Genomic DNA, 26,990 nt, shown 5'->3' with positions numbered 1-26,990 from the left:
GTAAGAAAATGTTTAATATAGTGGAATATGAAGAAGTAATGCATGAAAAAGATTGTGTTTTTGTAGATGTAAGAAGTCCAAAAGAATATAAAGCTTCTACAATTAAAGGAGCTATAAATATACCAGTACTTCTTGATGATGAACGTGAAATGGTTGGAACTTTATATGTAAGAAGTAGTGTTGAAGAAGCAAGAAGTAAAGGTATAGAATACATAAGTAAAAGATTACCTGAAATTTTTGAACAATTCCAAAGATTATATTCAGTAGAAAAAAAGAAAGTTGTTATTTTTTGTGCTAGAGGAGGAATGAGAAGTAGTAGTATACATTCTCTTTTATATTCTTTAGGAATAAAGGTTTATAAATTAAAAGGTGGATATAGAGAATATAGAAGATATATAAATGAAAATTTCGATAAGATTACAAAAAATGTAAAATTTATAGTATTGTATGGTAAAACAGGTGTAGGTAAAACAGAATACTTAAAGGAATTAGAAAGAAGAGGTTTTGATATTTTAGACTTGGAAGGAGCAGCAAATCATAGAGGATCTCTTTTAGGTTCAGTATCTTTAGGTGATTGTAATACACAAAAAACTTTTGAGACAGAAGTTTTCCATAAGCTTTTAAATAGAAAAAGCGATATTGTATTTGTTGAAGGTGAAAGTAAAAGAATAGGAAGAATAATAATTCCTGATTCTATTTGGAACAATATGATGAAAGGGGAAAAAATCTGGATTGAAGATTCAATAGAAAATAGATGTGATATTTTAATTAAAGAATATATAAAAGATGAAAATAGTATAAGAGAATTAATAAAAGCATTGGAAAATATAAAAAAATATTTAAGTTATAAAAAAGTTGAAGAGTATAAGAAAATGATAGAAGAAGGAAACTATAAAGAAGCTTGTATAAATCTTATGTTAAATTATTATGATCCAATGTATATGAATGGATTTGGTAAAAAACAATTTATAAAAATTATCGAAAATAAAAATAGAGAAGAAACTCTTTCAAGTATTATAGAAGTATATAATCAAATGATTTAGTAATGGAGGAAAATATATATGGAAAATAAAAATTCATATGATGTTACGTCTCTGACGTCTTTAGAAAAATTAGAGCCAGTTAGAGTTAGACCTGGAATGTATATTGGGTCAACAGGAACAAAAGGGCTTCATCATTGTGTGTGGGAAATATTAGATAATGCTATAGATGAAATATCAAATGGATATGGTAATAAGGCAACTATAATATTAAATAAAGATAAAAGTGTAACTGTAATGGATAATGGTCGTGGTATACCTACAGGAATACATCCAATAAAGAAAAAAAGTGGAGTAGAAATGGTATATACAGAATTACATACAGGAGGAAAATTTGATAATAAAAATTATAAAACTTCAGGAGGACTTCATGGAGTTGGTGCAGCTGTAGTTAATGCTCTTTCAAAATGGGTAGAAGTTGAAGTTCATCAAAATGGAAAAATATATAAGCAAAGATTTGAATATGCATTTGATAAAGAACTAAATAAGATTATGCCAGGAACTCCAGTAACTGCTTTAGAAGAAATAGGAAAATGTAAGGATACTGGAACTAAAGTAACATTTTTACCTGATAAAGATGTATTCCAAGTAACTGATTTTAAGTTTGACATAATAGATGAAAGGTTACAAGAACTTGCATTCCAAAACAAAGGAATGAGACTTGAGCTTATAGATAATCGTAAAGATGAACAAATTAAAAAAGAATATTATTCAGAAAGAGGACTTTTAGATTTTATTGAATACTTAAATGAAAGTAAAACACCTCTTCATAAAGATCCAATTTTATTTGAAGGTGGAAAAGAAATTGGAGGAATAGCTATGGAGGGAGAAGTTTGTATGCAATTTACAGATTCTACTACAGATAACATAGCTAGTTATGTTAATAATATTCCTACAACTGAAGCAGGAACTCATGAAACTGGTTTTAAAACTGGAATGACAAGAGCTTTTAAAGAATGGGCAAGAAAACTTGGAATAGTTAAAGAAAAAGAAAAAGATTTTGAAGGTGATGATTTAAGAGAAGGAATGACTGCAATAGTCAGAATAAAGATTTCAAATCCAGTTTTTGAAGGACAAACTAAAACTAAGCTTGGAAATAATGAGGCTTATACTATGATGAATGAGCTTGCCTATACTAAGCTTGGAGAATGGATAGAAGATAATAAAGAATTAGGAACAAAAATAATTAATAATGCACTATCAGCTGCCCAAAGAAGAGAAAAAATTAAAAAAATAAATGAAGCTGAAAAGAAAAAAATAGGAAAAGGTACAGCTCCACTTGCAGGAAAAGTTGCAGTTTGTACTGGAAAAGATAAAACTTACAATGAATTTATTGTTGTAGAGGGAGATTCAGCTGGAGGATCAGTAAAACAAGCAAGAGATAGAAGATTCCAAAGTATAATGCCTTCAAAAGGTAAAATAATGAATACGGAAAAGCAAAAATTGGAAAATGTACTTGCTTCAGAAGAACTTAAAATATTTAATACTGCTCTTGGAACAGGGACATTAGATAATTATAGCGAAGAAGATTTAAAATATAACAAAATAATAATAATGAGTGATGCTGATGTAGATGGATATCATATAAGAACACTTTGGATGACATATGTTTATAGATATATGAGGCCTTTAATTGCAAATGGTCATCTTTATTTAGCTCAGCCTCCTCTTTATAAAGTATATAAAAAAGTTAAAAATAAAGAAGTATTTGAATATGCATATACAGATGAAGAACTAGAAGAGGTTAAAAAGAAAATTGGAAAAGGAGCTTTAATTCAAAGATATAAAGGACTTGGAGAGATGAATCCAGATCAGCTTTGGGATACAACTTTAAACCCAGAAACAAGAACATTACTTCAAGTTACTATTGAAGATGCAGCAAAAGCTGAAAAAATGGTTTCTCTTTTAATGGGAGACATAGTAGAGCCAAGAAGAAAGTATATGTATAAATATGGCGAATTTTAATTAAGAAAGGAATTTTTTATGGCAAAGAAAATAAGTAATACAATACCAATAGATAAAAATATTATAAGAGTGCCTCTTGAAGAAGCAATGCCAGATAACTATCTTCCATATGCAATAGAAGTTGCCAAAGATAGAGCACTTCCAGATGTAAGAGATGGTCTTAAGCCAGTTCATAGAAGAATACTTTACGGGGCTCATATCTTAAAGGCTTTTCCGGATAGACCTTACTATAAATCAGCAAGAATAGTTGGGGATATATTAGGAAAATATCATCCTCATGGAGATACATCAGTATATGATGCTATGGTAATTTTAGCTCAAGATTTTAGTACTAGAAATCCACTTATTGACGGTCATGGTAACTGGGGTTCACAAGATGGAGATGGAGCAGCGGCCATGAGATATACAGAAGCTAGGCTTTCAAATATGGCTATGGAAATGCTTAGAGATATAGATAAAGATACAGTAGATATGGTACCTAACTATTCTGATAGCGAAATGGAACCTAAAGTATTGCCAAGTAGATATCCAAATTTACTTGTAAATGGAGCATTTGGTATAGCAGTAGGACTTGCAACTAATATACCACCACATAATTTAGGAGAAGTAACTGAAGGAATACTTGCATATATAGATAACAATGATATAGATACAAAAGGTCTTATGGAATATATAAAAGGCCCTGATCTTCCAACAGGAGGAATTCTTATAGGAAAGAATTCGCTTCTTTCTGCTTATGAAACTGGAGATGGAAAAGTTAGTTATAGAGCTAAAACAAGTATTGAAACATTAGAAAATGGAAGACTTGGAATAGTAATAAATGAATTTCCGTATAGAAGAAATAAAGCAAAAATTCTTCAAACTATATCAGAAATGACAGGTGATAAAAAGCATTCTAAAGTTTTAGAAAGTATTACTGATATTAGAGATGAATCTGATAGAAATGGTATAAGAGCAGTAATAGAATTTAAAAAAGCAGCAGATGAAAAAACAGTAGATAAAGTTTTAAAATATCTTTTTAAGAAAACAGATCTTCAATGTAATATAAGTTTTAATATGGTTGCCTTAGCTGATGGTAAACCTGAAAAAATGGGATTAAAAACTATAATAGAGCATTATGTTACTCATCAAAAAGATATAGTTACAAGAAGGACTAAAAAAGAATTAGAACTTGCTGAAAAAAGATTTCATATAGTAGAAGGATTTATTAAAGCAATTGATGTTTTAGACCAAGTTATAAAAACTATAAGAGAGTCAAAATCTAAAAAAGATGCTTGTGTAAATTTAATGAATGAATTTGAATTTAGTGAAATACAAGCAAATGCTATCTTAGAAATGATGCTATATAGATTAACTGGACTAGAAATAAATATATACAAAAAAGAATATGCAGAATTAGAAAAAACTATAAAAAGATTAAGAAAAATTTTAAGTAATGAAAAAGAATTGCTTAAAGTTATAAAAAAAGAATTAGTAGAAATTACAGAAAAATATAGAGATAATCGTAGAACAGCTATAATTGAAGATGATAGTGAAGCAAAAATTGATGTAGAAGAATTAGTAGTTGTTGAAGATGTTATGATTACAATGTCAAATGATGGGTTTATAAAAAGAATACCTTATAAAAATTATATTAGATCTAATGCAGATGCTAATGAAATTGACTATAGAGAAGGCGATTTCTTAAGATTTTTAATTGAATCTAATACTAGAGATACACTTTTAATATTTACAGATAAGGGAAATATGTATCAAATTAGAGGCATAAATATTCCAGAAGGTAAATGGAAAGATAAAGGTGAAAGAATAGAAAATATAATTAAAGGATTTAATTTAGATGAAGAAAAGATAATTAATACAATTTCAGTTACTACTTTAAATCAAAATAACTATATTCAATTTATAACTAATACAGGAATGATAAAAAATACTTCTTTAGATAATTTCAAAACAAATTATACTAAACTTCAAGCAATAAAACTTAAAGAAGATGAAGAAGTGGTTAAAGCAACTCTCTTTGAAGGTGAAAATAAAGAAGATTTCTTAAGAGTTAAAACAGCTTTAGGATTGGAATTCCAATTAGAAATTGGAGAAGTTAAAAATCAACCAAGAAATATTTTAGGAACATATTTATTTAATTTATCAAAAGAAGATAAAGTTATAGAATATGAATATATAAAAGAATTAGAGTTTAAAGAGTTTGGAATAGCATTAGGAAATAAAAATGTATTAAAACTTTCAAGTAGAATTAGTAGAAATGATGAATTAAAAACATATACAGATACATTAAGTGATTTATTATTATTCACAGATAAAGGAAATATGTTTAAAATAAAAACATTTTTAGTTCAAAATGTTATAAAAGAAGATCTTAAATTAAGTGATGTAATAGATGGATTAGAGAAAGATGAAAAAATAATAAAAATAACTTCTATTAAAAATTATACTGAGGAGTTAGGAGTGTATGCTATAACTAAAAAAGGTATAATAAAGAAAACATCACTTAAGGAATTTGATGGAGATTATGTAACTCAAGGATATTATAAATTAAAATCAGTAGATGATAGAGTTATAATGGTTTTAATAAACCCATTAGAAATGGGAAATATAGTAATGGTAACAAAAAAAGGTGTAGCTATTAAGTTCCCAGTTGATGGAGTAAGTGCTATGGGTAAATTTACATCAGGAGTTACAGGAATAACATTAAAAGATGGTGAAGAAGTTGTTTATGCAAAATATATGGAAAATGATGAATATAAACTTTCTGTAACTACTAAAAATAAAAAAGAGGATATAATAATAGTTGGTATGTTAAAACTACAAAATAGAGCAGGAAGAGGTGCAAGTGTAGTTGAACTTACTATGGATGATGAAATAAAATCAGTTCAATTAATAAAATAGAGGTGATGTTCATGAAAAAAGTAGCTGTTTTATTAGCTAACGGATTTGAAGAGATTGAGGCTTTAACAGTTGTAGATATTTTAAGAAGGGCAAATGTAGATTGTAAAATGGTATCAATAAATGATATTGAAGTTCAAGGCTCTCATAAAATATCTGTAAAAGCAGATTGTTTATTAAGTGAAGAAATAAAAAATTATGATATGGTAGTTTTACCAGGAGGAATGCCTGGAGCTGCTAATTTAAGAGATAATGAACAAGTAATAGAAATTATACAATCAATGTATAAGAAAGGAAAAAAATTGGCTGCTATTTGTGCAGCACCAATAGTCTTAGAAAAAGCAGGTTTAATAAAAGAGAAAAATGTTACTTCATATCCTAATGCATTAGAAAGAGAAAATGAAGTAAACTATAAAGAAGATAAAGTAGTTATAGATGAAAATATAATAACTAGTAGAGGTCCAGCAACAGCAATGGAATTTTCATATACAATTTTAAGAGAATTAGATTATGAAGATGAAGCGATAAATTTAGAAAAAGGAATGCTTTATAAAATTAGATAGGTGGTAAATAATGAAAGAGAAGTGGCTTTTAAAGAATAAAAAGACAGAATTCCAAAAGTTATCTAATGAGCTTAATGAGGGAAAATTGACATTAAGACTTTTAAGTAATAGAGGAATTGATAGTAAAGAAGTAGCTTCTCTTTTTCTTTATGGAGATATAAATGATATGCATGATAGTTATCTTCTAAAAGATTTAGAGAAGGGTGTAGAAATATTAAAAGATGCAATTAAAAATCAAAAAAGAATTGTTATTTATGGAGATTATGATTGTGATGGAGTTTGTAGTACAGCAACTTTATATAAAGGATTAAAAAAATTAGGTGCTAATTTTACTTATCATATACCAAATAGAGAATCAGAAGGTTATGGTATGAATAAAGAAAGGATAAGAATTCTTAAAGAAGAAGGAGCAGAAATAATATTAACTTGCGATAATGGAATTTCTGCATTCGAAGAAGTAGAGTTAGCAAAAGAATTAGGATTAACAGTAGTTTTAACAGATCATCATGATATACCTATTGTAGATGAAAATGGGGTTAAAACAAAAAAGATGCCTAAAGCAGATGCAATAATAAATCCTAAGAGAGAAGATTGTAAATATCCTTTTAAAAGTCTTTGTGGAGCAGGAGTAAGCTTTAAACTTATTCAAGCTTTATATAAAGAGTTTGGAATTCAAGGTGAAGAAATAGAACTTTTAGAATGTGTTGGAATAGCAACTGTATGTGATGTTGTTGATCTTTTAGACGAAAATAGAATAATAGTTAAAAAAGCTTTAGAATTAATAAATAATACTAAAAATTTAGGATTAAAAGAGCTTATAAAAATCAAAAACTTAAATGATAAAGAAATAAATGAATATCATTTTGGATTTGTTATAGGGCCTTGTATAAATGCTACAGGAAGATTAGAAATAGCAGACATATCAGTAGAGCTTTTAATTACAGAAAATGAAGATAGAGCAAAAGAATTAGCTGAAAAATTAAATGATTTAAATATAACAAGACAAGATTTAACTATAGAGAGCGTAGAAAAAGTAACAGAAAAAGTTGAGAAAGAACTTAAAGATGGAGATAAAGTTATAGTAGTTTATGAAGGGACTATACATGAAAGTATTGCAGGAATAGTTGCAGGAAGAATACGAGAAAGATATAATCTTCCAACTATAGTTTTAACAAAAGGAAAAGATATGCCAAAAGGATCTGGAAGATCTATAGAAGAATACAATATGTTTGAAGAACTTAGTAAGTGTAAAAATTTAATGGAGAAATTTGGTGGACATCCAATGGCGGCAGGTTTATCTTTAAAAGAAGAGAATATATTAAAATTAAGAAAAGAATTAAATATGAATTGTGAATTAACAGAAGAAGATATAATTCCTAAAACTCATTTAGATACAGCACTTTCTATAGAATATTTAGATTTTGAAATAATTGAAGAGTTGGAGAGAATGAGGCCTTTCGGAAAAGGAAATGGAATGCCAAGTTTTGGTGCTAAAAATATTAATGTAAAAAGAGTTATATTTATGGGAAAAGAAAAAAATTTTTTAAGGTTTAAAATATCTATGAAAAATGGTAAAACTATAGATGGAGTAAATTTTACTAAATTTTATGATTTTAAAGAGGCGTATGAAAATGCCTTTGGAGAAGAAGAATTTTTAAAGCTTCAAGATATTGGATACTGTGATTTTGAAATGGATATAATTTATTATCCAGAAATAAATGAATTTAATAATAAAAAAACTATTCAATTAGGAATAAAAAGCTTTAGATTTTAGAAAAATTAAGGAGAGGATATTTTTTGAGTAAATATAAGATAATAATGACAGGAGGCGGGACAGCAGGACATGTAACACCAAATCTTGCATTAGTACCAGCTCTTAAAGAATTAGATTTTGAAATAAAATATATTGGTAGTAAAGATGGAATGGAAAAAGATATTATAAAAAAAGAGGGAATTCCTTATTATGGAATATCATCTGGAAAACTTAGAAGATATTTTGATATAAAGAACTTTACTGATCCATTTAAAGTAGCTAAAGGGGTAGCTCAAGCATTAAGGATACTTGGAAAAGAGAAGCCAGACATAATATTTTCAAAAGGAGGATTTGTAACTGTACCAGTGGTAATAGCAGCTTCAATAAAAAAAATTCCTGTTATTGCACATGAATCAGATATGACTCCAGGACTTGCAAATAAACTTGCATCACCATTTTGTGATAAATTATGTGTAACATTTAGAGAAAGCTTAAAACATGTAAAAAATAATAAAGGAATTTTAACCGGAAGCCCAATAAGAAGAGAAATTTTAAAAGGATCAAAAATACTTGGAAAAGAAGCTTGTGGATTTAAAGATGATAAAGATATTATTTTAGCAATGGGAGGAAGTCTAGGAGCTAAAGTGATAAATGATGGAATAAGAGAAAATTTACAAGAATTATTAAAAGATAATAACATAATTCATATATGTGGAAAAGGAAATTTAGATAAAAATTTAGAAGGAATAAATGGTTATAAACAATTTGAATATGTAAGAGAAGAGTTACCTAACTTAATGCAAGCAGCAGATTATATAATTTCTAGAGCTGGGGCAAACTCTATATTTGAATTTTTAGCTTTAAGAAAACCTACTCTTTTAATTCCATTATCAAGAAATCAAAGTAGAGGAGATCAAATATTAAATGCAAACTCATTTAAAAAAGAAGGATTTGCCTTAGCTGTAGAAGAAGAGGAATTAGCGAAAACTGGATTAGTAAAGAATGTGTTAATGTTAAAAAACAGTAAACAAAATTTAATTGACTCTATGAATAAAAGTAATATGAATGACGGAGTTAAAGAGATAATACGCGTTATAACTAGTACTATAGAGAGTAAACGTAAGTAAAATATCAATAAAAGTAAAATGTAAAAAAATACAAAGTATTTTCAAGCAAAACTTGCAAAAATAAAAAAGTGATATATAATAAAGAGGATGGGTAAAACTATAAGAGTAGGTGCAAAATAGTACCTATTTTTATAGTGAAATATTAAAAAAATGTTCTGTGGATAAATATTTTTTTAATATTAGCCATTTATTATTAAATAAAATTAAATTTTACTAACTTAAAGTTTCTTAAAATTGAATTTTATTTATTATAAAAAATTCTAAATAAATGTCGCTTATTTAGAGTTAAATTTTCTAAATTTATAAATTTTTTATAATGAAAGAGGGGTCACGCGATGAGAAAAATGAAAACAATGGACGGTAATACTGCAGCAGCTCATATTTCATATGCTTTTACAGAAGTTGCAGCAATATTCCCAATTACACCATCATCACCAATGGCAGAACACGTAGATGAGTGGGTTGCTAAAGGAATGAAAAACATATTCGGTCAACCAGTAAAGGTTATGGAAATGCAATCAGAAGCAGGTGCTGCTGGAGCAGTTCACGGATCATTACAAGCAGGAGCATTAACAACTACTTACACTGCTTCTCAAGGTTTATTATTAATGATACCAAATATGTATAAAATTTCAGGAGAATTACTTCCAGGAGTATTCCATGTATCAGCTAGAGCATTAGCTACATCTTCATTAAGTATTTTTGGAGATCACCAAGACGTTATGGCAGCAAGACAAACAGGTTTTGCAATGCTTGCAGAAGGTTCAGTTCAAGAAGTAATGGATTTATCAGCAGTTGCTCACTTAGCAGCAATCAAATCAAGAATTCCATTCTTAAACTTCTTTGATGGATTCAGAACTTCACATGAAATACAAAAAGTAGAAGTTATAGAACATGAAGAATTAAAAGAATTAGTTGATTGGGATGCTTTAAATGCTTTCAGAGCAAATGCATTAAACCCAAGTCATCCAGTAACAAGAGGAACAGCTCAAAACCCAGATATCTACTTCCAAACAAGAGAAGCAGTTAATAAATTCTACAATGCAGTTCCAGATATCGTTGAAGGATACATGGCTGAAATAACTAAATTAACAGGAAGAGAATACCACTGTTTCGATTACTATGGAGCAAAAGATGCAGACAGAGTTATCGTAGCTATGGGATCAGTTACAGACGTATGTGAAGAAACTGTTGATTACTTAAATGCTAATGGACAAAAAGTTGGGGTAGTTAAAGTAAGACTTTATAGACCATTTGACGTTAAGAGATTAAAAGCAGCTATACCAACAACAGTTAAGAAAATTGCTGTTTTAGATAAAACTAAAGAACCAGGATCAGCAGGAGAACCATTATACTTAGATGTTAAGAGTGCATTCTATGGTGATGAAAATGCTCCAGTAATCGTTGGTGGAAGATTCGGACTAGGATCAAAAGACCCTAACCCATCACATATTGCTGCAGTATATGAAAATTTAACTAAAGCAGAACCAAAAGATGGATTCACACTTGCAATTAATGATGATGTAACAAATACTTCATTAGAAGTACATGAAGATATAGATGCAACTCCAGAAGGAACTACTGCATGTAAGTTCTGGGGACTTGGATCAGATGGTACTGTTGGTGCTAACAAAAGTGCTATCAAAATTATCGGTGACCACACTGACATGTATGCTCAAGGATACTTTGCATACGATTCAAAAAAATCTGGTGGTATAACAGTATCACACTTAAGATTTGGTAAAAAAGCAATCAAATCTCCTTATTTAATTGATAAAGCTGATTTTGTTGCATGTCACAACCAAGCTTATGTTCACAAATATAATGTTCTAGATGGATTAAAGAAAAATGGAACATTCTTATTAAATACAATATGGACACCAGAAGAAGTAGAAGAACACTTACCAGGATCATATAAGAGATATATAGCTGAAAACAACATTAAGTTCTATACTTTAAATGCTGTTGCTATAGCTCAAGAAATTGGATTAGGTGGAAGAATCAACATGATAATGCAATCAGCTTTCTTCAAGTTAGCTAACATTATCCCAGTTGAAGATGCAGTTAAATACTTAAAAGACGCTGTTGTTACTTCATACGGTAAAAAAGGTCAGAAAGTTGTTGATATGAACAATGCTGCTATAGATAAAGGAATTGAATCAATAGTAGAAATAAATGTACCAGCTTCATGGAAAGACGCTAAAGATGAAGTTGTAGAAGATCACCACAAGAAAACTGAATTCGTTAAGAAAATAGTTGAACCAATGAACAAACAAGAAGGATTTGATTTACCAGTTTCAACATTAATGGATATGGTAGATGGTACTTTCGAAGCAGGAACTGCTGCTTATGAAAAAAGAGGAATCGCTGTTAATGTTCCTGAATGGGATGCTGATAAGTGTATTCAATGTAACCAATGTGCTGTAGTATGTCCTCATGCTGCTATAAGACCATTCTTATTCAATGCATCAGAAAAAGCTAATGCACCTGAAGGAATGACTATAGTTCCAGCTAAAGGAATTAAATCAGAAGAAGAAATGGGATACAGAATCCAAGTTACTCCACTTGATTGTACAGGATGTAGCTGTTGTGCTGTAGCTTGTCCAGCACCAGGAAAAGCACTTGTTATGAAACCAGCTCACACTCAAGAAGCTGAAATAGCTAACTGGGATTACGCTATAGAAAAAGTTTCAGCAAAAGCTAATCCAATGAAGAAAACAACTTTAAAAGGAAGCCAATTCGAGCAACCATTACTTGAGTTCTCAGGAGCTTGTGCTGGATGTGGAGAAACTGCATATGCTAAAATGGTAACTCAATTATTTGGAGACAGAATGATGATAGCAAACGCTACTGGATGTTCATCAATTTGGGGAGGATCAGCTCCTGCTACTCCATATACAGTTAACCACAAAGGATTCGGTCCAGCTTGGGCTAACTCATTATTTGAAGATAATGCTGAATTCGGATTAGGTATGTTCTTAGGAGCTAAGACTATAAGAGAAAGACTTGTAGAAAAAGCTACAGAAGCTGTAAAAGTATTAACTGGTGAAGCTAAAGAAGCTTTAGAAGCTTGGTTAAGCCAAGTAGAAGTTGGTGAAGGAACTAGAGAAAGAGCTGATAGAGTTGTAGCTGCTTTAGAAGGTTCAGATAATCAATTAGCTAAAGAAATCTTAGCTGAAAAAGACTTCTTAATAAAACCATCACAATGGATATTTGGAGGAGACGGATGGGCTTATGACATCGGATTCGGTGGAGTTGACCATGTTCTTGCTTCAGGTGAAGATATTAATATATTCGTATTTGATACAGAAATCTATTCAAATACAGGTGGTCAATCATCAAAATCTACTCCAACTGCTGCAATAGCTAAATTTGCTGCTGCTGGTAAGAGAACTAAGAAGAAAGATTTAGGAATGATTGCAATGTCTTACGGATATGTATATGTTGCACAAGTTTCAATGGGAGCTGATAAGAACCAAGTTCTTAAAGCTATAGCTGAAGCTGAAGCATATCCAGGACCATCATTAATTATAGGTTATGCTCCATGTATTAGCCACGGAATTAAGATTGGTATGGGTAACAGCTTAGTAGAAGCTAAAAAAGCTGTTGATTGTGGATACTGGCAATTATACAGATTTAACCCAGCATTAAAAGATGAAGGTAAAAATCCATTCACTTTAGATTCAAAAGAACCAACTGGAGACTTCAAAGAATTCTTAATGGGAGAAGTTAGATATGCTTCACTTGCTAAAGCATTCCCAGAAGCTGCAGAAGCATTATTTGAAAAAACTTACAAAGATGCAATGGAAAGATTAGAAGGTTACAAAAAGTTAGCTGGAAAATAATCTTTAATATATAAAGAACCTAGATTATAATCTAGGTTCTTTTTTCATTTAAATCTAAAGTTAAATGAAATTTTAGAACTTAATATGGAAAATATGAATTTAATTGGATTTATTAAGAAAAAAATCACTTATAAAAGATTAAAAATTAAAGAAATTACTTTTAATTTTTATTGTTTAAGGGTAGAATTATAACATAAAGGAAAACAAGGAGGAATTCAATATGGATAAAGAATTAAATAAATGTGGATGCCATGGAGAAGAAAAAGAAGGATGTGGATGTGGTGGAAACCATGAACACGGAGAAGGATGTGGATGTGGAAATCATGGTCATGAACATGAACATGGTCACGAATGTGGATGTGGAGAACATGAACACGAACACTTCGTTGTAGATTTAGTAGATGATGAAGGTAATGAAATTTCTTGCCCTATTATAGATGCTTTTGAATTTGAAGGTAATGAATATGTATTAGCTCAAAATCCAGAAGATGATTCTGTATTTATGTTCAGAGCTGAAGATGAGGAATTAGTAGTTCCAGAAGAAGAAGAATTTGATAGAGTAGCTAAACACTATAATGAAACATTAGCAGCAGAATAAGATTTTAAAGAGAGTGGTATTTGCCACTCTCTTTTTGTGAAAAAATGTAAAATAATTGATTTACATTAGATATTAATAATGGTATATTCTATATAGAGAAAAGGAAGGTGTTAAGTTATGAAATATGCTGATTTACATATTCATTCTTCCTATTCAGATGGCAAACTTACACCAGAGGAAATAATAAAGTTATCAATAGATAAAGGCGTTAAATATATATCTATAACTGATCATGACTCTATAGGTTCTCAATATATTCTAGAAAAAGATTTTAAAGATATAGAAATAATTTCTGGGATAGAACTTAGTACAGAAATTGATGAATTAGAAATCCATTTGCTTGGATACTTTATAAATCATAAAGATGAGCTTTTGATAGAAAGAGTTAATAAATTAAAAGAAGAAAGAGCTAATAGGGCAAGGAAAATTTGTTATAAACTACAGAAATTTGATATATATATAGATGTTGAAAAACTTATATCAGAAAATTCATCAGTTGGAAGGGCACATATTGCTAATGAAATTGTGAAATGTGGTTATGAAGATAACTTTAAAGTAGCATTTAATAAATATCTAGTTAAGGGTAAGGAAGCTTATGAAAAAGGAAGAAAGCTAACATATAAAGAAGCAATACAATTAATAAAAGAAAGTGGTGGAGTTCCGGTAATTGCTCATCCAGGTAAAATATATAGAGCTATGGATATAGAAAAGATAATAAGAGAACTTAAATGTTATGGACTTATGGGGGTAGAAGTATATCATCCAAGTCATAGTAAAGAACAAACAAATTTTCTATATAATATAAGTAAGAAATATAAGCTTATTATTACTGGAGGAAGTGATTTTCATGATTTAAATTCTGATGGAGTAATAATAGGTAGTCAAGGAGTAAATGAGATTTTATTAAATAAACTTTTAAATAGTAATTAAATATAGAAGGGAATGTAAGGTATGAAATTTTCAAAAAAAGCAATGGAGATAGCACCATCTATAACATTAAATATAACTGCAAAAGCAAAGGAATTAAAAGCAAAAGGAATAGATATTGTTAGCTTTGGAGCAGGAGAGCCAGATTTTAATACTCCTAAAAATATAATAAATGAAGCTATTTTAGCTATGGAAGAAGGAAAAACTAAATATACAGCTACATCAGGTATACAAGAGTTAAAAGAAGCTATAGTTAAAAAGTTTAAAACAGATAATAATTTAGAATATAAAACTTCACAAATAATAGTAAGCACAGGTGCTAAACAATGTCTTGCAAATACATTTTTGGCGATTTTGAACAAAGGTGATGAAGTTATAGTGCCAGTGCCATATTGGGTTAGTTATCCGGAATTAATAAAATTAGCAGATGGTATTCCTGTATATGTTAATACAGGAAAAGAAAATGATTATAAATTTACTGTAGAAAAATTAAAAGAAGTTTTAACAGATAAAACAAAAGGAATAATATTAAATAGTCCTAATAATCCTACAGGAACTGTATATTCAAAAAATGAGCTTATAGAAATAGCTAAATTTGCAGAAGAAAATAATCTTATAATTATATCAGATGAAATTTATGAAAAATTAGTTTATGAAGGAGAAAAACACATAAGTATAGCATCTCTTTCAAATTATGCTTATAAGAATTCAATAGTTATAAATGGATTATCTAAATCAAGTGCAATGACTGGATGGAGAATAGGTTATGCTGCTGGATGCGAAGAAGTTATAAAACTTATGACAAGTATACAAAGTCATATGACATCTAATACTAATTCTATAACTCAATATGCATCAGTAGAAGCTCTAAATGGTCCAAAAGATGAATTGGATAAAATGATAAAAGAATTTGATAAGAGAAGAAAATATATGATAGATAAATTAACATCTATAAAAGATATAAGTATAATAAGACCAAAAGGTGCTTTTTATGTTATGGTTGATATTAGCAAGTATTATGGAAAAAAATTTAATGGTGAAGAAATAAATGATTCACTTACATTCTCAAAAATTCTTTTAGAAAATAAAGATACAGCTGTAATACCAGGGATAGGATTTGGTTTAGATAAATATATTAGATTATCTTATGCTATTTCTATTGAAAATATAGAAAAAGGATTAAATAGAATTGAAAAGTTTTTAAGTGAATTAAAATAACGATATTTTAAATACATTAAAGTATAGTTTCTATCTATGCTTTAATGTATTTTTTTTTGTTTAATAAATTAAAATTTATTATATAATAATATAGGATATGATTTTAGAAAGGATTAAATAAATGATGAAAAGATTAGCAATATTTGATGTAGATTTCACAATAACTAGAAAAGAAACTTTAATGCAATTTTTTGCTTATATGATAAAAAAAGATAAAAAAAATTTGAAATTTTTGCCTAGAGCAATATTTTCAGGTTTAATGTATGGAATAAAAATTTATGATGAAAAAAGAGTTAAAGAAAGTTTTTTAAAATTCATAGAAGGAATTGAAGAAAAAAGGCTTGCAGAAGAAGTAAAAGATTTTTATAAAAATAGATTGAGTAGTATTCTTTATAAAGATGCTATTAATATGATTAAAAAGTTAAAAAATGAAGGGTTAGATGTATATTTAATATCAGCTTCTCCGGAGTTTTATTTAAATGAATTTTATAATATAAAAGAAGTTGATCACATTATAGGAACTAAATTTAAATTTGAAAATGGAAAATTTAAAAGAGAGATGGATGGATTAAATTGTAAAGGAAATGAAAAGGTAATTAGATTAAAAAAATATTTGAAGGAAAATAATATAGAAGTTGATTTTAAAAATTCATATATGTTTTCAGATTCTTTAAGTGATAAACCATTGTTAGATTTAGTTGGAAATCCTTATTTGATAAATTTTAAAAAAAATAGTGATATTAAAATATTGAATTGGAAATAAAAGAAAGAATAATGTATAAAAAGTTAATAAAAAATTACTAATTTGACATAAATATGATATACTAAAGGAGAATAATTACAATTGAGGTAGTATATCATGAATTCAAAAAATATTTGTATAGAAAATAAAGCTTTTGAATCTAAAGAAATTATAACAATAGATATAAGTAAATATAATTTAGACTCTCTTATATTAAAATGCAAAGATAATATTACAGTTTTAATAAATGAAAAAAAGGTAGTAGGAAATATAAGAGTAAATAAAGAAGATAAAATAATATGTATTTTAAATAATGAGACTCCAAAAAGAAATTTAGAATTGAAAGTAAGAAATAATAATTTAGAAGTTTTGGGAAAAATAACCTATAAAGATTCTATAAAATATAAATTATGTGAAAGATTAAATAATGGATTTTTAGAGGTGTTTCTAAAAGAAGATAAGATTATAAAAGCTAATAGGTATACACTAGAAGAAGTTTTATTTATTTTAAATAAATCTGGAATAAAAATAGGAATACAAAACGAAAATATACAAAAATTATTAGATAAAAATGATATGAAACTATCAGGAATTTTTGCTCTTGGAGTAAATTCTATAAATGATAATGAGGATATAGTAAAACCTTTATTTTTTAAAGAAAATAAAATTGTAAACGATAGAATTGATTATAGAAATAAGAATAATATTAATATGGTTAGAAAAGGGGAATGTATAGGTAAAATAATTAGAGGTGAATTAGGTAAAGATGGACAAGATGTATATGGAGAAATAATACATCGTAAAATTAAAAAGACTCTAAAGATAATTTGTAAAAATGGCTGCTATATAAATGGTGATGAAATTATAGCAACTATTGATGGAAAATTTGATTATAAAAAGAATACATTTAATGTTTCAAAAGTATTAGAAATTAATAAAGATATTAATATGGAGAGTGGAAATATACAATTTATAGGTAATTTATGTATAAATGGAAGTGTAGGAGTTGGAATGACTGTAGCTTCTGGAGATACTATGATTATAAAAGGGAATGCAGAAAGTGCTAAAGTAGTTTCAAAAAAGGATGCTTTTATTGATGGGAGTGTAATCCAATCAACTGTATTAGTTGGAGTCAAAGATGAAAATTTATTAGAGTATATAGAGAATTTAAAAGCATTAAAAAATAAAATAAGTGTTTTAAAAGAATACTCAGAACAATTAATTAATAATAATAGAAATTTTATAAGTAAAGAATATGGAAGTATTCTTAGAGTAATAATTGATAAAAAATTATTAGATTTTAATAAAGTATTATTTAAAGTGTTAAGTCACAAAAATAAAAATGAATCTATTTTAGATTTGATACGAAAAAAGTTCATGGGAGTTGGAATTCTTACAATAAAAAATAAAAAAGAATTAGATAAAATAATATGTTTATTGGAAAATGAAATAAATAATAGAGAAGAATCTATAAAAGAAAAATGGAATTTAACAATAGGTTACGCACAAGATGCTAAAATAGACTGCTCAGGAGATATTATTTTCACTGGGAAAGGTGAATATATATCAGAAATACGAGCAGGAGGTGACGTCAAATTTCTCTTAGAAAATTCTGTTTTAAGAGGTGGAAGTATTACTGCAGAAGGAAGTATAATTTGTAAGATGGTAGGAAGTAGTGGAGGAGCTACTACAATACTTAAAGCTGGAGAAAAAGGCAAAATAATTGGAGATATTGTATATAGAAATACAATAATTAAATTTGGTAATAAAAGCATTGTAATAGATGAAGATAGCAAAAATTTAAAAGCTTTTATGAATAATGGGGAAATAGAAATAGAAAAATTAAATTTATAGGAGTGATTTACTTTGGATCAAAATTTAAAAATACTAATATTTAGTCTAAATAATGAGAATTTTTCAACTGATATAAATCAAGTAGAAAGAATAATAGGTTATGAAGAACCAACCCCCCTTCCAGAAACACCGAATTTTGTTCAAGGAGTAATTAAACATGAAGATAAAATAGTACCTATAATAAATATGAATAAAAAATTCGGATTTGTTGAAAAAAATGATGAAAATAAAAAAATAATAATAATAAAAAGAGATGAAAATAAATTTGGAATAATAGTTGATAATGTTTATGAAGTTAAAGATGTTGAAGAATCACTTTTAGAGGAAGCTCCGGAAATAACTATTGGGATAGGAAGAAAGTATATAAAAGGACTTATAAAACTTGATGAAAAAATAGTTATATTATTAGATTTAGATAAAATTCTTAAGAAGGAAGAAGAAGATTCTATATTTTAGGAGGAAAAATGATAGTCGAACAAGTTAAAGTAGGAATTGCTGATTATAAAATTGTAAAAGCACCTAAAAAGATAATGACTATTGGATTAGGTTCATGTGTAGGAATTTGTATATATGATACAAAAACAAAAATTGTTGGACTTGCTCATATAATGTTATCAGATAGTAAAAGATTTAAGAATATTGATAATGAAATAAAATTTGCTGATTTGGCTATTCCGAAATTAGTCAATGAAATGATAGATATTGGTTGTGAAAGAAGTAGTTTAATAGCAAAAATAGCTGGTGGAGCATCAATGTTTAATTTTAGTGATTCTAAAATGATAAGTGATATAGGAAAAAGAAATGGGATAGCAGTACGAGAAGCATTAAAAAAAGAAGAAATAGATATAGTTGCAGAAGATATTGGAGGAAATAAAGGAAGAACGATGATAGTAGATTCCTTAACTGGAAAGGTTACTTTGAGAATAGTTGGAGAAGGTATAAAAGAGTTATAAGGAGGATATATTTATGAAAAATATTAAAAAAGTTATAGTCATAGATGAATCAGCCTTTATAAGAGGAAAAATTTCTGAATTTATAAATAAAACTAATAATTTTAAAATTATAAATAGATTTAGAAATATTAAAATGTATGTAAAACAAATAATAAAATATGAACCAGATGTAATTATATTAGATTTAAATGAAGAAGAATATGATAAGTTAGATATGATTCAAGAAAATATTCTAAGTGAAATAGATACAAATATATTAGTTATAAGTAAGTCAGATAAAAAAGAATTTTTAAAAAATTCTAAGTTTGAAAATTATAAAAATACATATTTTATAAAAAATACGTGTGACTTTACAACAGATGGAATTAAAGTGATAGAAAAAGAACTTATAAGTAAAATTGAAGCTTGTATTAATAGTGAACATAGGAGAAATTATATAGATAAAGTTAGTTTATTTAATAAGCAACATATAAAAAAGAATATAGATGTCGTATTAATTGGAGCTTCAACAGGAGGACCAAGGGCACTGACCAAAGTTTTGACAAGTATAAAAAGAAAAATAAACAGACCTATTTTAATTGTTCAACATATGCCAACTGGTTTCACAAAATCTTTTGCTGAAAGATTAAATAAATCATGCTTAAATTTTATAGTAGTTGAAGCAGAAGATGGAATGAATATAGAAAATGATAAAGTATATATAGCAAAAGGTGGAATACATATGTGTATTTCAGAGGATAAGAAAATTATTTTTGATGATAGTAATTCAATTTGGGGAGTAAAGCCTGCTGTAGATAAATTATTCTTGTCTGCTTCTAAAGTATACAAAGGAAATATACTTGCTTGTATCTTAACTGGGATGGGGAAAGATGGAGCAGATGGAATAGTTAAAATAAAAGAATTAGGTGGAACAATAATTGCTGAAAGTGAAAAAACAGCATTAATCTATGGAATGCCAAAAGCTGCAATAGAAACAGGAAAAGTGGATTATGTATTAGAAATAGACCAAATAGGAGTTAAAATAGGAGAATTATTAGAGGATAATGAGTAATTAGGAGGAATTATGAATTTTGATCAGTTCCATTCATGGATATATAAAGAGTTAAAATTAAATTTATCAGCATATAAACCAGCTCAATTAAATAGAAGAATTCAAACTTTAATGAATAGAATAGGAATAAATAGTCTAGAAGAATATTCGAAATTATTAAAAACTAATTATGAAGAGCGACAAAAATTCTTAGATTATATAACTATCAATGTTACAGAATTTTTTAGAAACCCAGAGTTATTTTCAGAATTAAATAAATTACTTAAAAAAAATATTTTGGAAAATAAAAGTAGTTTAAAAATTTGGAGCGCAGCTTGTTCAATAGGATGTGAACCATATACTTTAGCAATTATGTTAAAGGAAATTAATCCATTAATAAATCATAGGATAATTGCTACAGATATAGATGGTACTATACTTAAAAAAGCTGAAATTGGAATTTATAATGAAAATGAAACTAGAAATATATTGCCACTAATAGAAAAAAAGTATTTTAAGAAATTGGATACAAAATATTATATTTCTGATGATATAAAAAAATTAGTTACATTTAAAAAGCATGATTTAATTATGGATGAATATGAAGAAGATTTTGATTTAATTGTGTGCAGAAATGTAGTTATATATTTCAAAAATGAAGCTAAAAAAGAAATTTTCAGAAAGTTTTCTAATTCTTTAAAAGTAGGAGGCTTTTTATTTGTAGGAGCAACAGAAAGTATATATAATTGTAGAGAATATGGGTTAGAAAAAGAATCTACATTTATATATAAGAAAATCTAAGGAGGGGTTAATTATGGATACATCTCAATATATGACAATGTTTTTAGAAGAATCAATGGAAAATTTACAAACTTTAAATGAGTCATTATTAGAGTTAGAAAAAAGTCCTGAAGATGTAGATACATTAAATAAAATATTTAGAGTGGCACATACAATTAAAGGAATGGCTGCTACAATGGGATTTAATGATATAGCAGATTTAACACATAATATGGAAGATGTCCTATCAGAATTTAGAGATGGAAAAATGAAAGTAACTCAAAATGTTGTTACTGTTTTATTTGATTGCTTAGATACATTAGAAAAAATGATAAATATAATTGAAGAGGGTTCAGACTCTGTTATAGATATAAAAAAAATAATTGAAGATTTAGAGAAAACTAAAAAAGTTGATTTTGAAGAAAGTAAAGAGGAAGAAGTTGAAATATTAGATTCTAAAGAGTCATTAAAATTAAATGAATATGATTTATCAATAATAAAGCAAGCTATAGAAAGAGATTATAATGCTTTAGAATTGAGAATAGTATTAAGCCAAACTACTTTACTAAAATCTGCTAGAGCTTTTTTGATAGTTCAGGATTTAGAACAAAAAGGTGAAATAATTAAATCAAATCCTTCTACAGAAAAAATTGAAAATGAAGAATTTGATTTTACATTAGAATTTATAATATTAACTACTAGTACAAAAGAGGAAATTAAAAGTCTTATAGAAAATATATCTGAGGTTGAAAGTGTTAAAATTAAAAATGTAGAAATTACAAAAACGAAAAATATTAGTAAACCTAAAATAGATGAAAAAATAATAAAAGAAACTGTCGAAGTTAAACCAAAAGAGATAAATAAAGTAGAAAAAATTAAAGAAGAGAAAAAGATAAAAAATAAAAAAGTTCATCAATCTGTAAGAGTTGATTTAGAGAAAATAGATAATCTTATGAATATGGTTTCAGAATTGGTGATTTATAGGACTAGATTAGAGCAAATAGTTATAGATAATAAATCAACAGAGTTAAATGAAACTTTAGAACAAGTTGGAAGAACAACATCAGAGCTTCAAGATCTTGTAATGAAGATAAGAATGCTTCCGTTGGATGTTGTATTTAATAGATTTCCAAGAATGATAAGAGATATTTCTGTTGAGCTTAATAAAGAAATAAATTTCATTATAGAAGGAGCAGATACAGAGTTAGATAGGACTGTAATAGATGAAATAGGAGAACCTTTAATTCATCTTTTAAGAAATGCAGCAGATCATGGGATAGAGAGTAGGGAAGATAGAATAAAGGCAGGAAAAAATCCTATTGGAACTATAAAGCTTCAAGCTTATCAAGAAGGTACTAAGGCACTTATAAAAGTTACTGATGATGGAGCAGGAATAAAAGTAGATAAGATAAGAAAAAAAGCTGAAAATCTTGGAATTTCTACTGAAGGAATGAGTGAAAATGATATAATAAATCTTATATTTGCTCAAGGATTTAGTACAAATGAAGTAGTAACTGATATATCAGGAAGAGGAGTTGGGATGGATGTTGTAAAAACAAAAATTTCATCTCTTGGTGGATCTGTAGAGTTAACAAGTGAAGAAGGAATTGGATCAACTTTTATAATAAGACTTCCTTTAACTCTTCAAATAATACAAGCTTTATTAATAAATGTTGGAGAAGAAACCTTTGCTATATCTTTAGGATTTATTGATAGAGTTATAAGTTATAGTAAAGAAAATATAAAGAAAATTAATGGAAAAGAAGTTATAATATATAGAGATGATGTAATTCCATTAGTTAGATTAAATGAAAGATTAGGTATTAATTCAAGTGATAAAAATAAAAAATTTGTGATAATAGTTAATGCTGGAGATAAAACTTTTGGACTTCTTGTAGATTCTTTAATAGGACAACAGGAAATTGTTATAAAACCTCTTGGAAGAACATTAAAAAATCTAAATGAATATATAGGTGCTACAATACTTGGAAATGGACTTGTAACACTAATTCTTGATGTTGGAGTTTTATATTAGCTTTAGGAGGGTGGTTATGGATTCATCTATTTTTACACCTATACAATTAGATGCTTTAAAAGAAGTATCTAATATAGGTGCAGGAAATGCAGCTACATCTTTATCTTTGATTTTAGGACATAAAGTAGATATGAATGTGCCATCAGTTAATATGGTGAAACTAAATGATATATATGAAGTAGCAGGAGAAAAAGAAGTATATGGAATAATATTAAGAGTGCTTGGAGATATACAAGGAAATATATTAATAATTTTTGAAAAGGAATTAGCTGAAAAAATAATAGAAGGTTTATCTGGAATGAGAGAAGAAAAAATTTCAGAGATAGGTATTTCAGTTTTAAGTGAAATAGGAAATATTATGTCAGCAGGATATATGAATTCTATATCTGAATTTACAGGACTTTCTATTAGTCAATCTGTACCAGCTGTTGCTTATGATATGTTAAGTGCAATAATTGGTACTGTATTTTTAGAATCATATCAATATGATGAATATATATTAGATATTGAAACGAGATTTAAAGATTCAAGTGAAAGAGATTTTGGCATAAATTTTTACTACATACCAGTGCCAGGATCATTAGAAAAAATGTTAAAAAAGATAGGTTTAAATTAAGAATTGGAGGTAATTTATAATGGCAAGAGTATTAATAGTTGATGATGCAGCTTTTATGAGAATGATGATAAAGGATATTTTAGAGAAAAATGGATTTGAAGTAGTAGGAGAAGCTAGTAATGGACAAATAGCTGTAGATCTTTATAAAAAGGAAAAACCAGATATTGTTACAATGGATATAACAATGCCAGATATGGATGGAATAGAAGCAGTAAAACAAATAAGAGCATTTTCACCAGAAGCAAAAATTATAATGTGTTCAGCAATGGGACAACAATCAATGGTAATGGATGCAATAAGAGCAGGAGCTAAAGATTTTATAGTAAAACCATTCCAAGCTGATAGAGTTTTAGAAGCAGTTAAAAAAGTATTAGGATAAAATTAAAGTATAAAGGGGAATTTTTACAATGCAAATAGTTGTATTTAAACTAGGAGATGAATATTTTGCAGTTAATACTGAAAAAGTTCAAAGTATAAATGATATTATGAGCATAACAAAAGTACCAAAAGCCCCAAGTCACATAAAAGGCTTAATAAATTTAAGGGGAAGTATAAAATCTTTAGTAGATATAAACTTATTATTAAATATAAGTCATTCAGAAAATCAAGAGAATATAATAATTTTAGATGTTGATGGAGAAGAAATAGGAATATTAGTAGATAGGGTAGAAGAAGTTTTATCTTTAGATGATAAAGAATTAAGAACTTTAGATAGTGAAAATAGTGAAGATTATATACAAGGTATAATAAAGTATGAGGATAAACTATTAACAGTAATTGATATTAAAAAATTACTAAATTAGTTAGAAATGAGGAATATATATGGCAGATGTTTTATCTCAAAGTGAAATAGATGCTCTATTGTCTGCTTTGTCTTCAGGTGAGATAGAAGCAGATAATGTTAAAGAAGAAGAAAAGCAAAAAGTTAAAATTTATGATTTTAGAAGTCCACAAAAATTTTCTAAGGAACATATAAGGACTTTAGAATTAATATATGATAATTTTGCAAGAGGAGTATCAAACTTTTTAACAGGACAATTAAGAAAGAATGTTAAAATGAAAATAGAGATGGTACAGCAAATAACTTATGATGAATTTATACATTCAGTTCAAAATCCTACGATGATGACTATATTTAAAATGCCACCACTTGCGGGAAGTTTAATGTTAGAATGTAATCCAGAATTTTCATTTTCAGTAATAGATGTTTTATTAGGTGGAAGTGGAAATAAAATAAAGATAAATAAAGAATTTTCAGAAATTGATAAAAATATAATGAAGCAAATGACAACAGAAATGATTTTATATATGAAAAATGCATGGGAAGATATATTAAATGTTGAACCAGAAGTTGAAGCACTTGAAACAAATCCAATATTAAATCAAACTTTAGCACCAAATGAATCAATTTCATTAATAACTTTTTCTGTTGAATTTGGTAAAACAATAACTTTTGTGAATTTATGTATTCCATATTTAAGTGTTGAAAAAGTTTTGGACAAGCTTGTAGTTCAATATTGGTTCAGAAATGAAGAGGAAAATGGATTACAAGAGATATCTAAAGAAAAAATAAGAGAAGGGTTAGATAAGATTGATGTTAATATCCATGCTGATTTGGGAAAATCTACTATAACTGTAGATGATTTTTTAAATCTTGTAGTAGGGGATGTTATAAGATTAGAAAGAAAGACAGTAGATCCTATAAAGGTATATGTAGAAAATGAAGAATGTTTCTATGCTAAGCCAGGGATTATTGGAAAAAATTTAGGTGTATCAATCTTAGATATAATATATGAGGGTGTGAATTAATATGAGTAATGGTTTTTTATCGCAAGAAGAAATAGATTCGCTATTAAATGGTGGAGGAAGTAGTGATAAAATAATTGGAAATGACTTAACTGAAATTGAAAAAGATTTATTAGGGGAAATTGGTAATATATCTATGGGGTCAGCTTCTACAGCACTTTATCAAATAATAGGACAAAGTGTAAATATTACTACTCCAGTAGTAAGTATGACAACTTTAGGAGAAATAAAAAAGAATTTTGATACTCCTAATGTGGTTTTAGATGTTGAATATATATCAGGAATAGTAGGAAGAAATATTCTTATAATAAAGACAAAGGATGCAGCAGTTATATCAAGTCTTATGATGGGAGGAGATGGAACTGTTGAAGAAGATAAGATTTTATCAGATTTAGAATTAAGTGCCGTAAGTGAAGCTATGAATCAAATGATAGGTTCATCTGCCACATCTATGGCAACTATGTTTGCTAGAGAAGTAAATATATCTCCTCCAAGTTGTAAAATATGGAGTGATGAAAGAGATATTTTAACTGATAAAATTCCAGAAGATGAAGAGATAGTTAGAGTTTCATTTAAAATGACTATTGGAAATTTAGTTGATAGTAATATAATGCAAATACTTCCATTAAAAACTGCAAAAAAAATAGTTTCAATAATGACAGGAAATGAAGAGGAATATAAAGAAGAAAAAATTAATACTGAAACTATCGTAGAAAGAAAAAATGATGTAATTGAAAAAGAAATAATTAATAAAAATACATCATATAATGATACAAGATTATCTTCTGGAAATATAAATGTTGAAAAAGTTCAAGTTCATGAGGCAAGTTTTGGAAAGTTAGAAGAAAGTAAAAATAAAAGTGAAGTTCCTAATAATATTGATTTAATATTAGATGTTCCACTTGAAATTTCAGTAGTTCTAGGAAGAACTAAAAAAAGTATAAAAGATATATTATCTCTTGGAACTGGTTCGTTAATAGAACTTGAAAAACTTGCAGAAGAACCTGTTGAAATACTTGTTAATGGAAAAAATATAGCTTATGGGGAAGTTGTTGTTGTAGATGAAAATTTTGGTGTTAGAATAACAAGTATAGCTTCAAGTTCAGATAGAATAAAATCATTAAAATAACATAATTGTAGAGCAGTAAATAAAATTTACTGCTCTATTTTTATTTAAAAATAATATTTTATTAATATTTATTTAAAAAAAATTTTAAAGTATTTTTTTTAGTAAACGATA

At 27.5% G+C, this 26,990-nt stretch carries 22 protein-coding genes; all 22 read left to right on the top strand.

All coding sequences use genetic code 11. The annotated features are described in order from the left end of the window. Window positions 1-8: 8 nt before the first annotated feature. The 22 genes from mnmH to fliY all read left to right on the top strand — a co-directional run bounded on the left by mnmH (window position 9) and on the right by fliY (window position 26,879). A complete protein-coding gene (gene mnmH, locus CLTHE_RS15655; RefSeq protein WP_080024213.1) occupies window positions 9-1,043 on the top strand; it encodes a tRNA 2-selenouridine(34) synthase MnmH in 1,035 nt (344 codons plus the stop codon). An 18-nt stretch (window positions 1,044-1,061) separates the two neighbouring features. Then, entirely contained in the window at window positions 1,062-3,005 is a 1,944-nt protein-coding gene (locus CLTHE_RS15650; protein ID WP_080024212.1) for a DNA gyrase/topoisomerase IV subunit B, read from the top strand. A gap of 18 nt (window positions 3,006-3,023) precedes the next feature. Then, window positions 3,024-5,906 carry a DNA topoisomerase IV subunit A gene (locus tag CLTHE_RS15645; protein ID WP_080024211.1) on the top strand — a complete coding sequence of 961 codons (2,883 nt, stop codon included), beginning with the start codon at window positions 3,024-3,026 and terminating at the stop codon, window positions 5,904-5,906. An 11-nt stretch (window positions 5,907-5,917) separates the two neighbouring features. Continuing rightward, a complete protein-coding gene (locus tag CLTHE_RS15640) occupies window positions 5,918-6,466 on the top strand; it encodes a DJ-1 family glyoxalase III (protein ID WP_080024210.1) in 549 nt (182 codons plus the stop codon). Window positions 6,467-6,476: 10 nt separating this feature from the next. After that, window positions 6,477-8,240, top strand: a complete 1,764-nt coding sequence (gene recJ / locus CLTHE_RS15635) for a single-stranded-DNA-specific exonuclease RecJ (protein WP_080024209.1) — start codon at window positions 6,477-6,479, stop codon at window positions 8,238-8,240. A 23-nt stretch (window positions 8,241-8,263) separates the two neighbouring features. Continuing rightward, window positions 8,264-9,346, top strand: a complete 1,083-nt coding sequence (locus tag CLTHE_RS15630) for an undecaprenyldiphospho-muramoylpentapeptide beta-N-acetylglucosaminyltransferase (RefSeq protein ID WP_080024208.1) — start codon at window positions 8,264-8,266, stop codon at window positions 9,344-9,346. Between the two features lie 335 nt (window positions 9,347-9,681). Beyond that, window positions 9,682-13,191 (top strand): pyruvate:ferredoxin (flavodoxin) oxidoreductase, encoded by a 3,510-nt coding sequence (gene nifJ / locus CLTHE_RS15625; protein ID WP_080024207.1) that lies wholly within the window; start codon window positions 9,682-9,684, stop codon window positions 13,189-13,191. 220 nt (window positions 13,192-13,411) lie between these two features. Further along, window positions 13,412-13,789 carry a DUF1292 domain-containing protein gene (locus CLTHE_RS15620; RefSeq protein ID WP_080024206.1) on the top strand — a complete coding sequence of 126 codons (378 nt, stop codon included), beginning with the start codon at window positions 13,412-13,414 and terminating at the stop codon, window positions 13,787-13,789. 117 nt (window positions 13,790-13,906) lie between these two features. After that, the gene (locus CLTHE_RS15615; protein WP_080024205.1) at window positions 13,907-14,719 is read left to right on the top strand and encodes a PHP domain-containing protein; all 813 of its coding nucleotides are present in this window, start codon (window positions 13,907-13,909) and stop codon (window positions 14,717-14,719) included. Window positions 14,720-14,740: 21 nt separating this feature from the next. Then, the gene (locus CLTHE_RS15610) at window positions 14,741-15,934 is read left to right on the top strand and encodes a pyridoxal phosphate-dependent aminotransferase (RefSeq protein WP_080024204.1); all 1,194 of its coding nucleotides are present in this window, start codon (window positions 14,741-14,743) and stop codon (window positions 15,932-15,934) included. Between the two features lie 124 nt (window positions 15,935-16,058). After that, on the top strand, window positions 16,059-16,697 hold the full coding sequence (locus CLTHE_RS15605) for an HAD-IB family hydrolase (protein ID WP_080024227.1): 639 nt from the start codon (window positions 16,059-16,061) through the stop codon (window positions 16,695-16,697). 96 nt (window positions 16,698-16,793) lie between these two features. Next, window positions 16,794-18,530, top strand: coding sequence for a FapA family protein (locus CLTHE_RS15600; RefSeq protein ID WP_080024203.1), 1,737 nt, complete (start codon window positions 16,794-16,796; stop codon window positions 18,528-18,530). 12 nt (window positions 18,531-18,542) lie between these two features. Further along, window positions 18,543-18,986: a chemotaxis protein CheW gene (locus CLTHE_RS15595; RefSeq protein WP_080024202.1), complete on the top strand. Its 444-nt coding sequence runs from the start codon at window positions 18,543-18,545 to the stop codon at window positions 18,984-18,986. A gap of 8 nt (window positions 18,987-18,994) precedes the next feature. Next, entirely contained in the window at window positions 18,995-19,483 is a 489-nt protein-coding gene (locus tag CLTHE_RS15590; protein ID WP_080024201.1) for a chemotaxis protein CheD, read from the top strand. A gap of 13 nt (window positions 19,484-19,496) precedes the next feature. Further along, window positions 19,497-20,534, top strand: a complete 1,038-nt coding sequence (locus CLTHE_RS15585) for a chemotaxis protein CheB (protein WP_080024200.1) — start codon at window positions 19,497-19,499, stop codon at window positions 20,532-20,534. A gap of 12 nt (window positions 20,535-20,546) precedes the next feature. Next, complete coding sequence (locus tag CLTHE_RS15580) at window positions 20,547-21,314, top strand: CheR family methyltransferase (protein WP_080024199.1); 768 nt, start codon at window positions 20,547-20,549, stop codon at window positions 21,312-21,314. 13 nt (window positions 21,315-21,327) lie between these two features. Continuing rightward, complete coding sequence (locus tag CLTHE_RS15575) at window positions 21,328-23,328, top strand: chemotaxis protein CheA (RefSeq protein ID WP_080024198.1); 2,001 nt, start codon at window positions 21,328-21,330, stop codon at window positions 23,326-23,328. A gap of 16 nt (window positions 23,329-23,344) precedes the next feature. Beyond that, window positions 23,345-23,944 carry a chemotaxis protein CheC gene (locus tag CLTHE_RS15570; protein WP_080024197.1) on the top strand — a complete coding sequence of 200 codons (600 nt, stop codon included), beginning with the start codon at window positions 23,345-23,347 and terminating at the stop codon, window positions 23,942-23,944. 19 nt (window positions 23,945-23,963) lie between these two features. Then, on the top strand, window positions 23,964-24,323 hold the full coding sequence (locus CLTHE_RS15565; RefSeq protein WP_002598026.1) for a response regulator: 360 nt from the start codon (window positions 23,964-23,966) through the stop codon (window positions 24,321-24,323). Between the two features lie 28 nt (window positions 24,324-24,351). Beyond that, window positions 24,352-24,747 (top strand): chemotaxis protein CheW, encoded by a 396-nt coding sequence (locus tag CLTHE_RS15560; RefSeq protein WP_080024196.1) that lies wholly within the window; start codon window positions 24,352-24,354, stop codon window positions 24,745-24,747. A gap of 19 nt (window positions 24,748-24,766) precedes the next feature. Next, window positions 24,767-25,753 carry a flagellar motor switch protein FliM gene (gene fliM / locus CLTHE_RS15555; RefSeq protein WP_080024195.1) on the top strand — a complete coding sequence of 329 codons (987 nt, stop codon included), beginning with the start codon at window positions 24,767-24,769 and terminating at the stop codon, window positions 25,751-25,753. Between the two features lies 1 nt (window position 25,754). Beyond that, entirely contained in the window at window positions 25,755-26,879 is a 1,125-nt protein-coding gene (gene fliY / locus CLTHE_RS15550; protein ID WP_080024194.1) for a flagellar motor switch phosphatase FliY, read from the top strand. Window positions 26,880-26,990: the final 111 nt, after the last annotated feature.

The sequence above is a fragment of the Clostridium thermobutyricum DSM 4928 genome, assembly GCF_002050515.1.
Classification (GTDB): domain Bacteria; phylum Bacillota; class Clostridia; order Clostridiales; family Clostridiaceae; genus Clostridium; species Clostridium thermobutyricum.
Note: the sequence above shows the minus strand (reverse complement) of the source record. Positions and strands in the feature narration are given on the sequence as shown.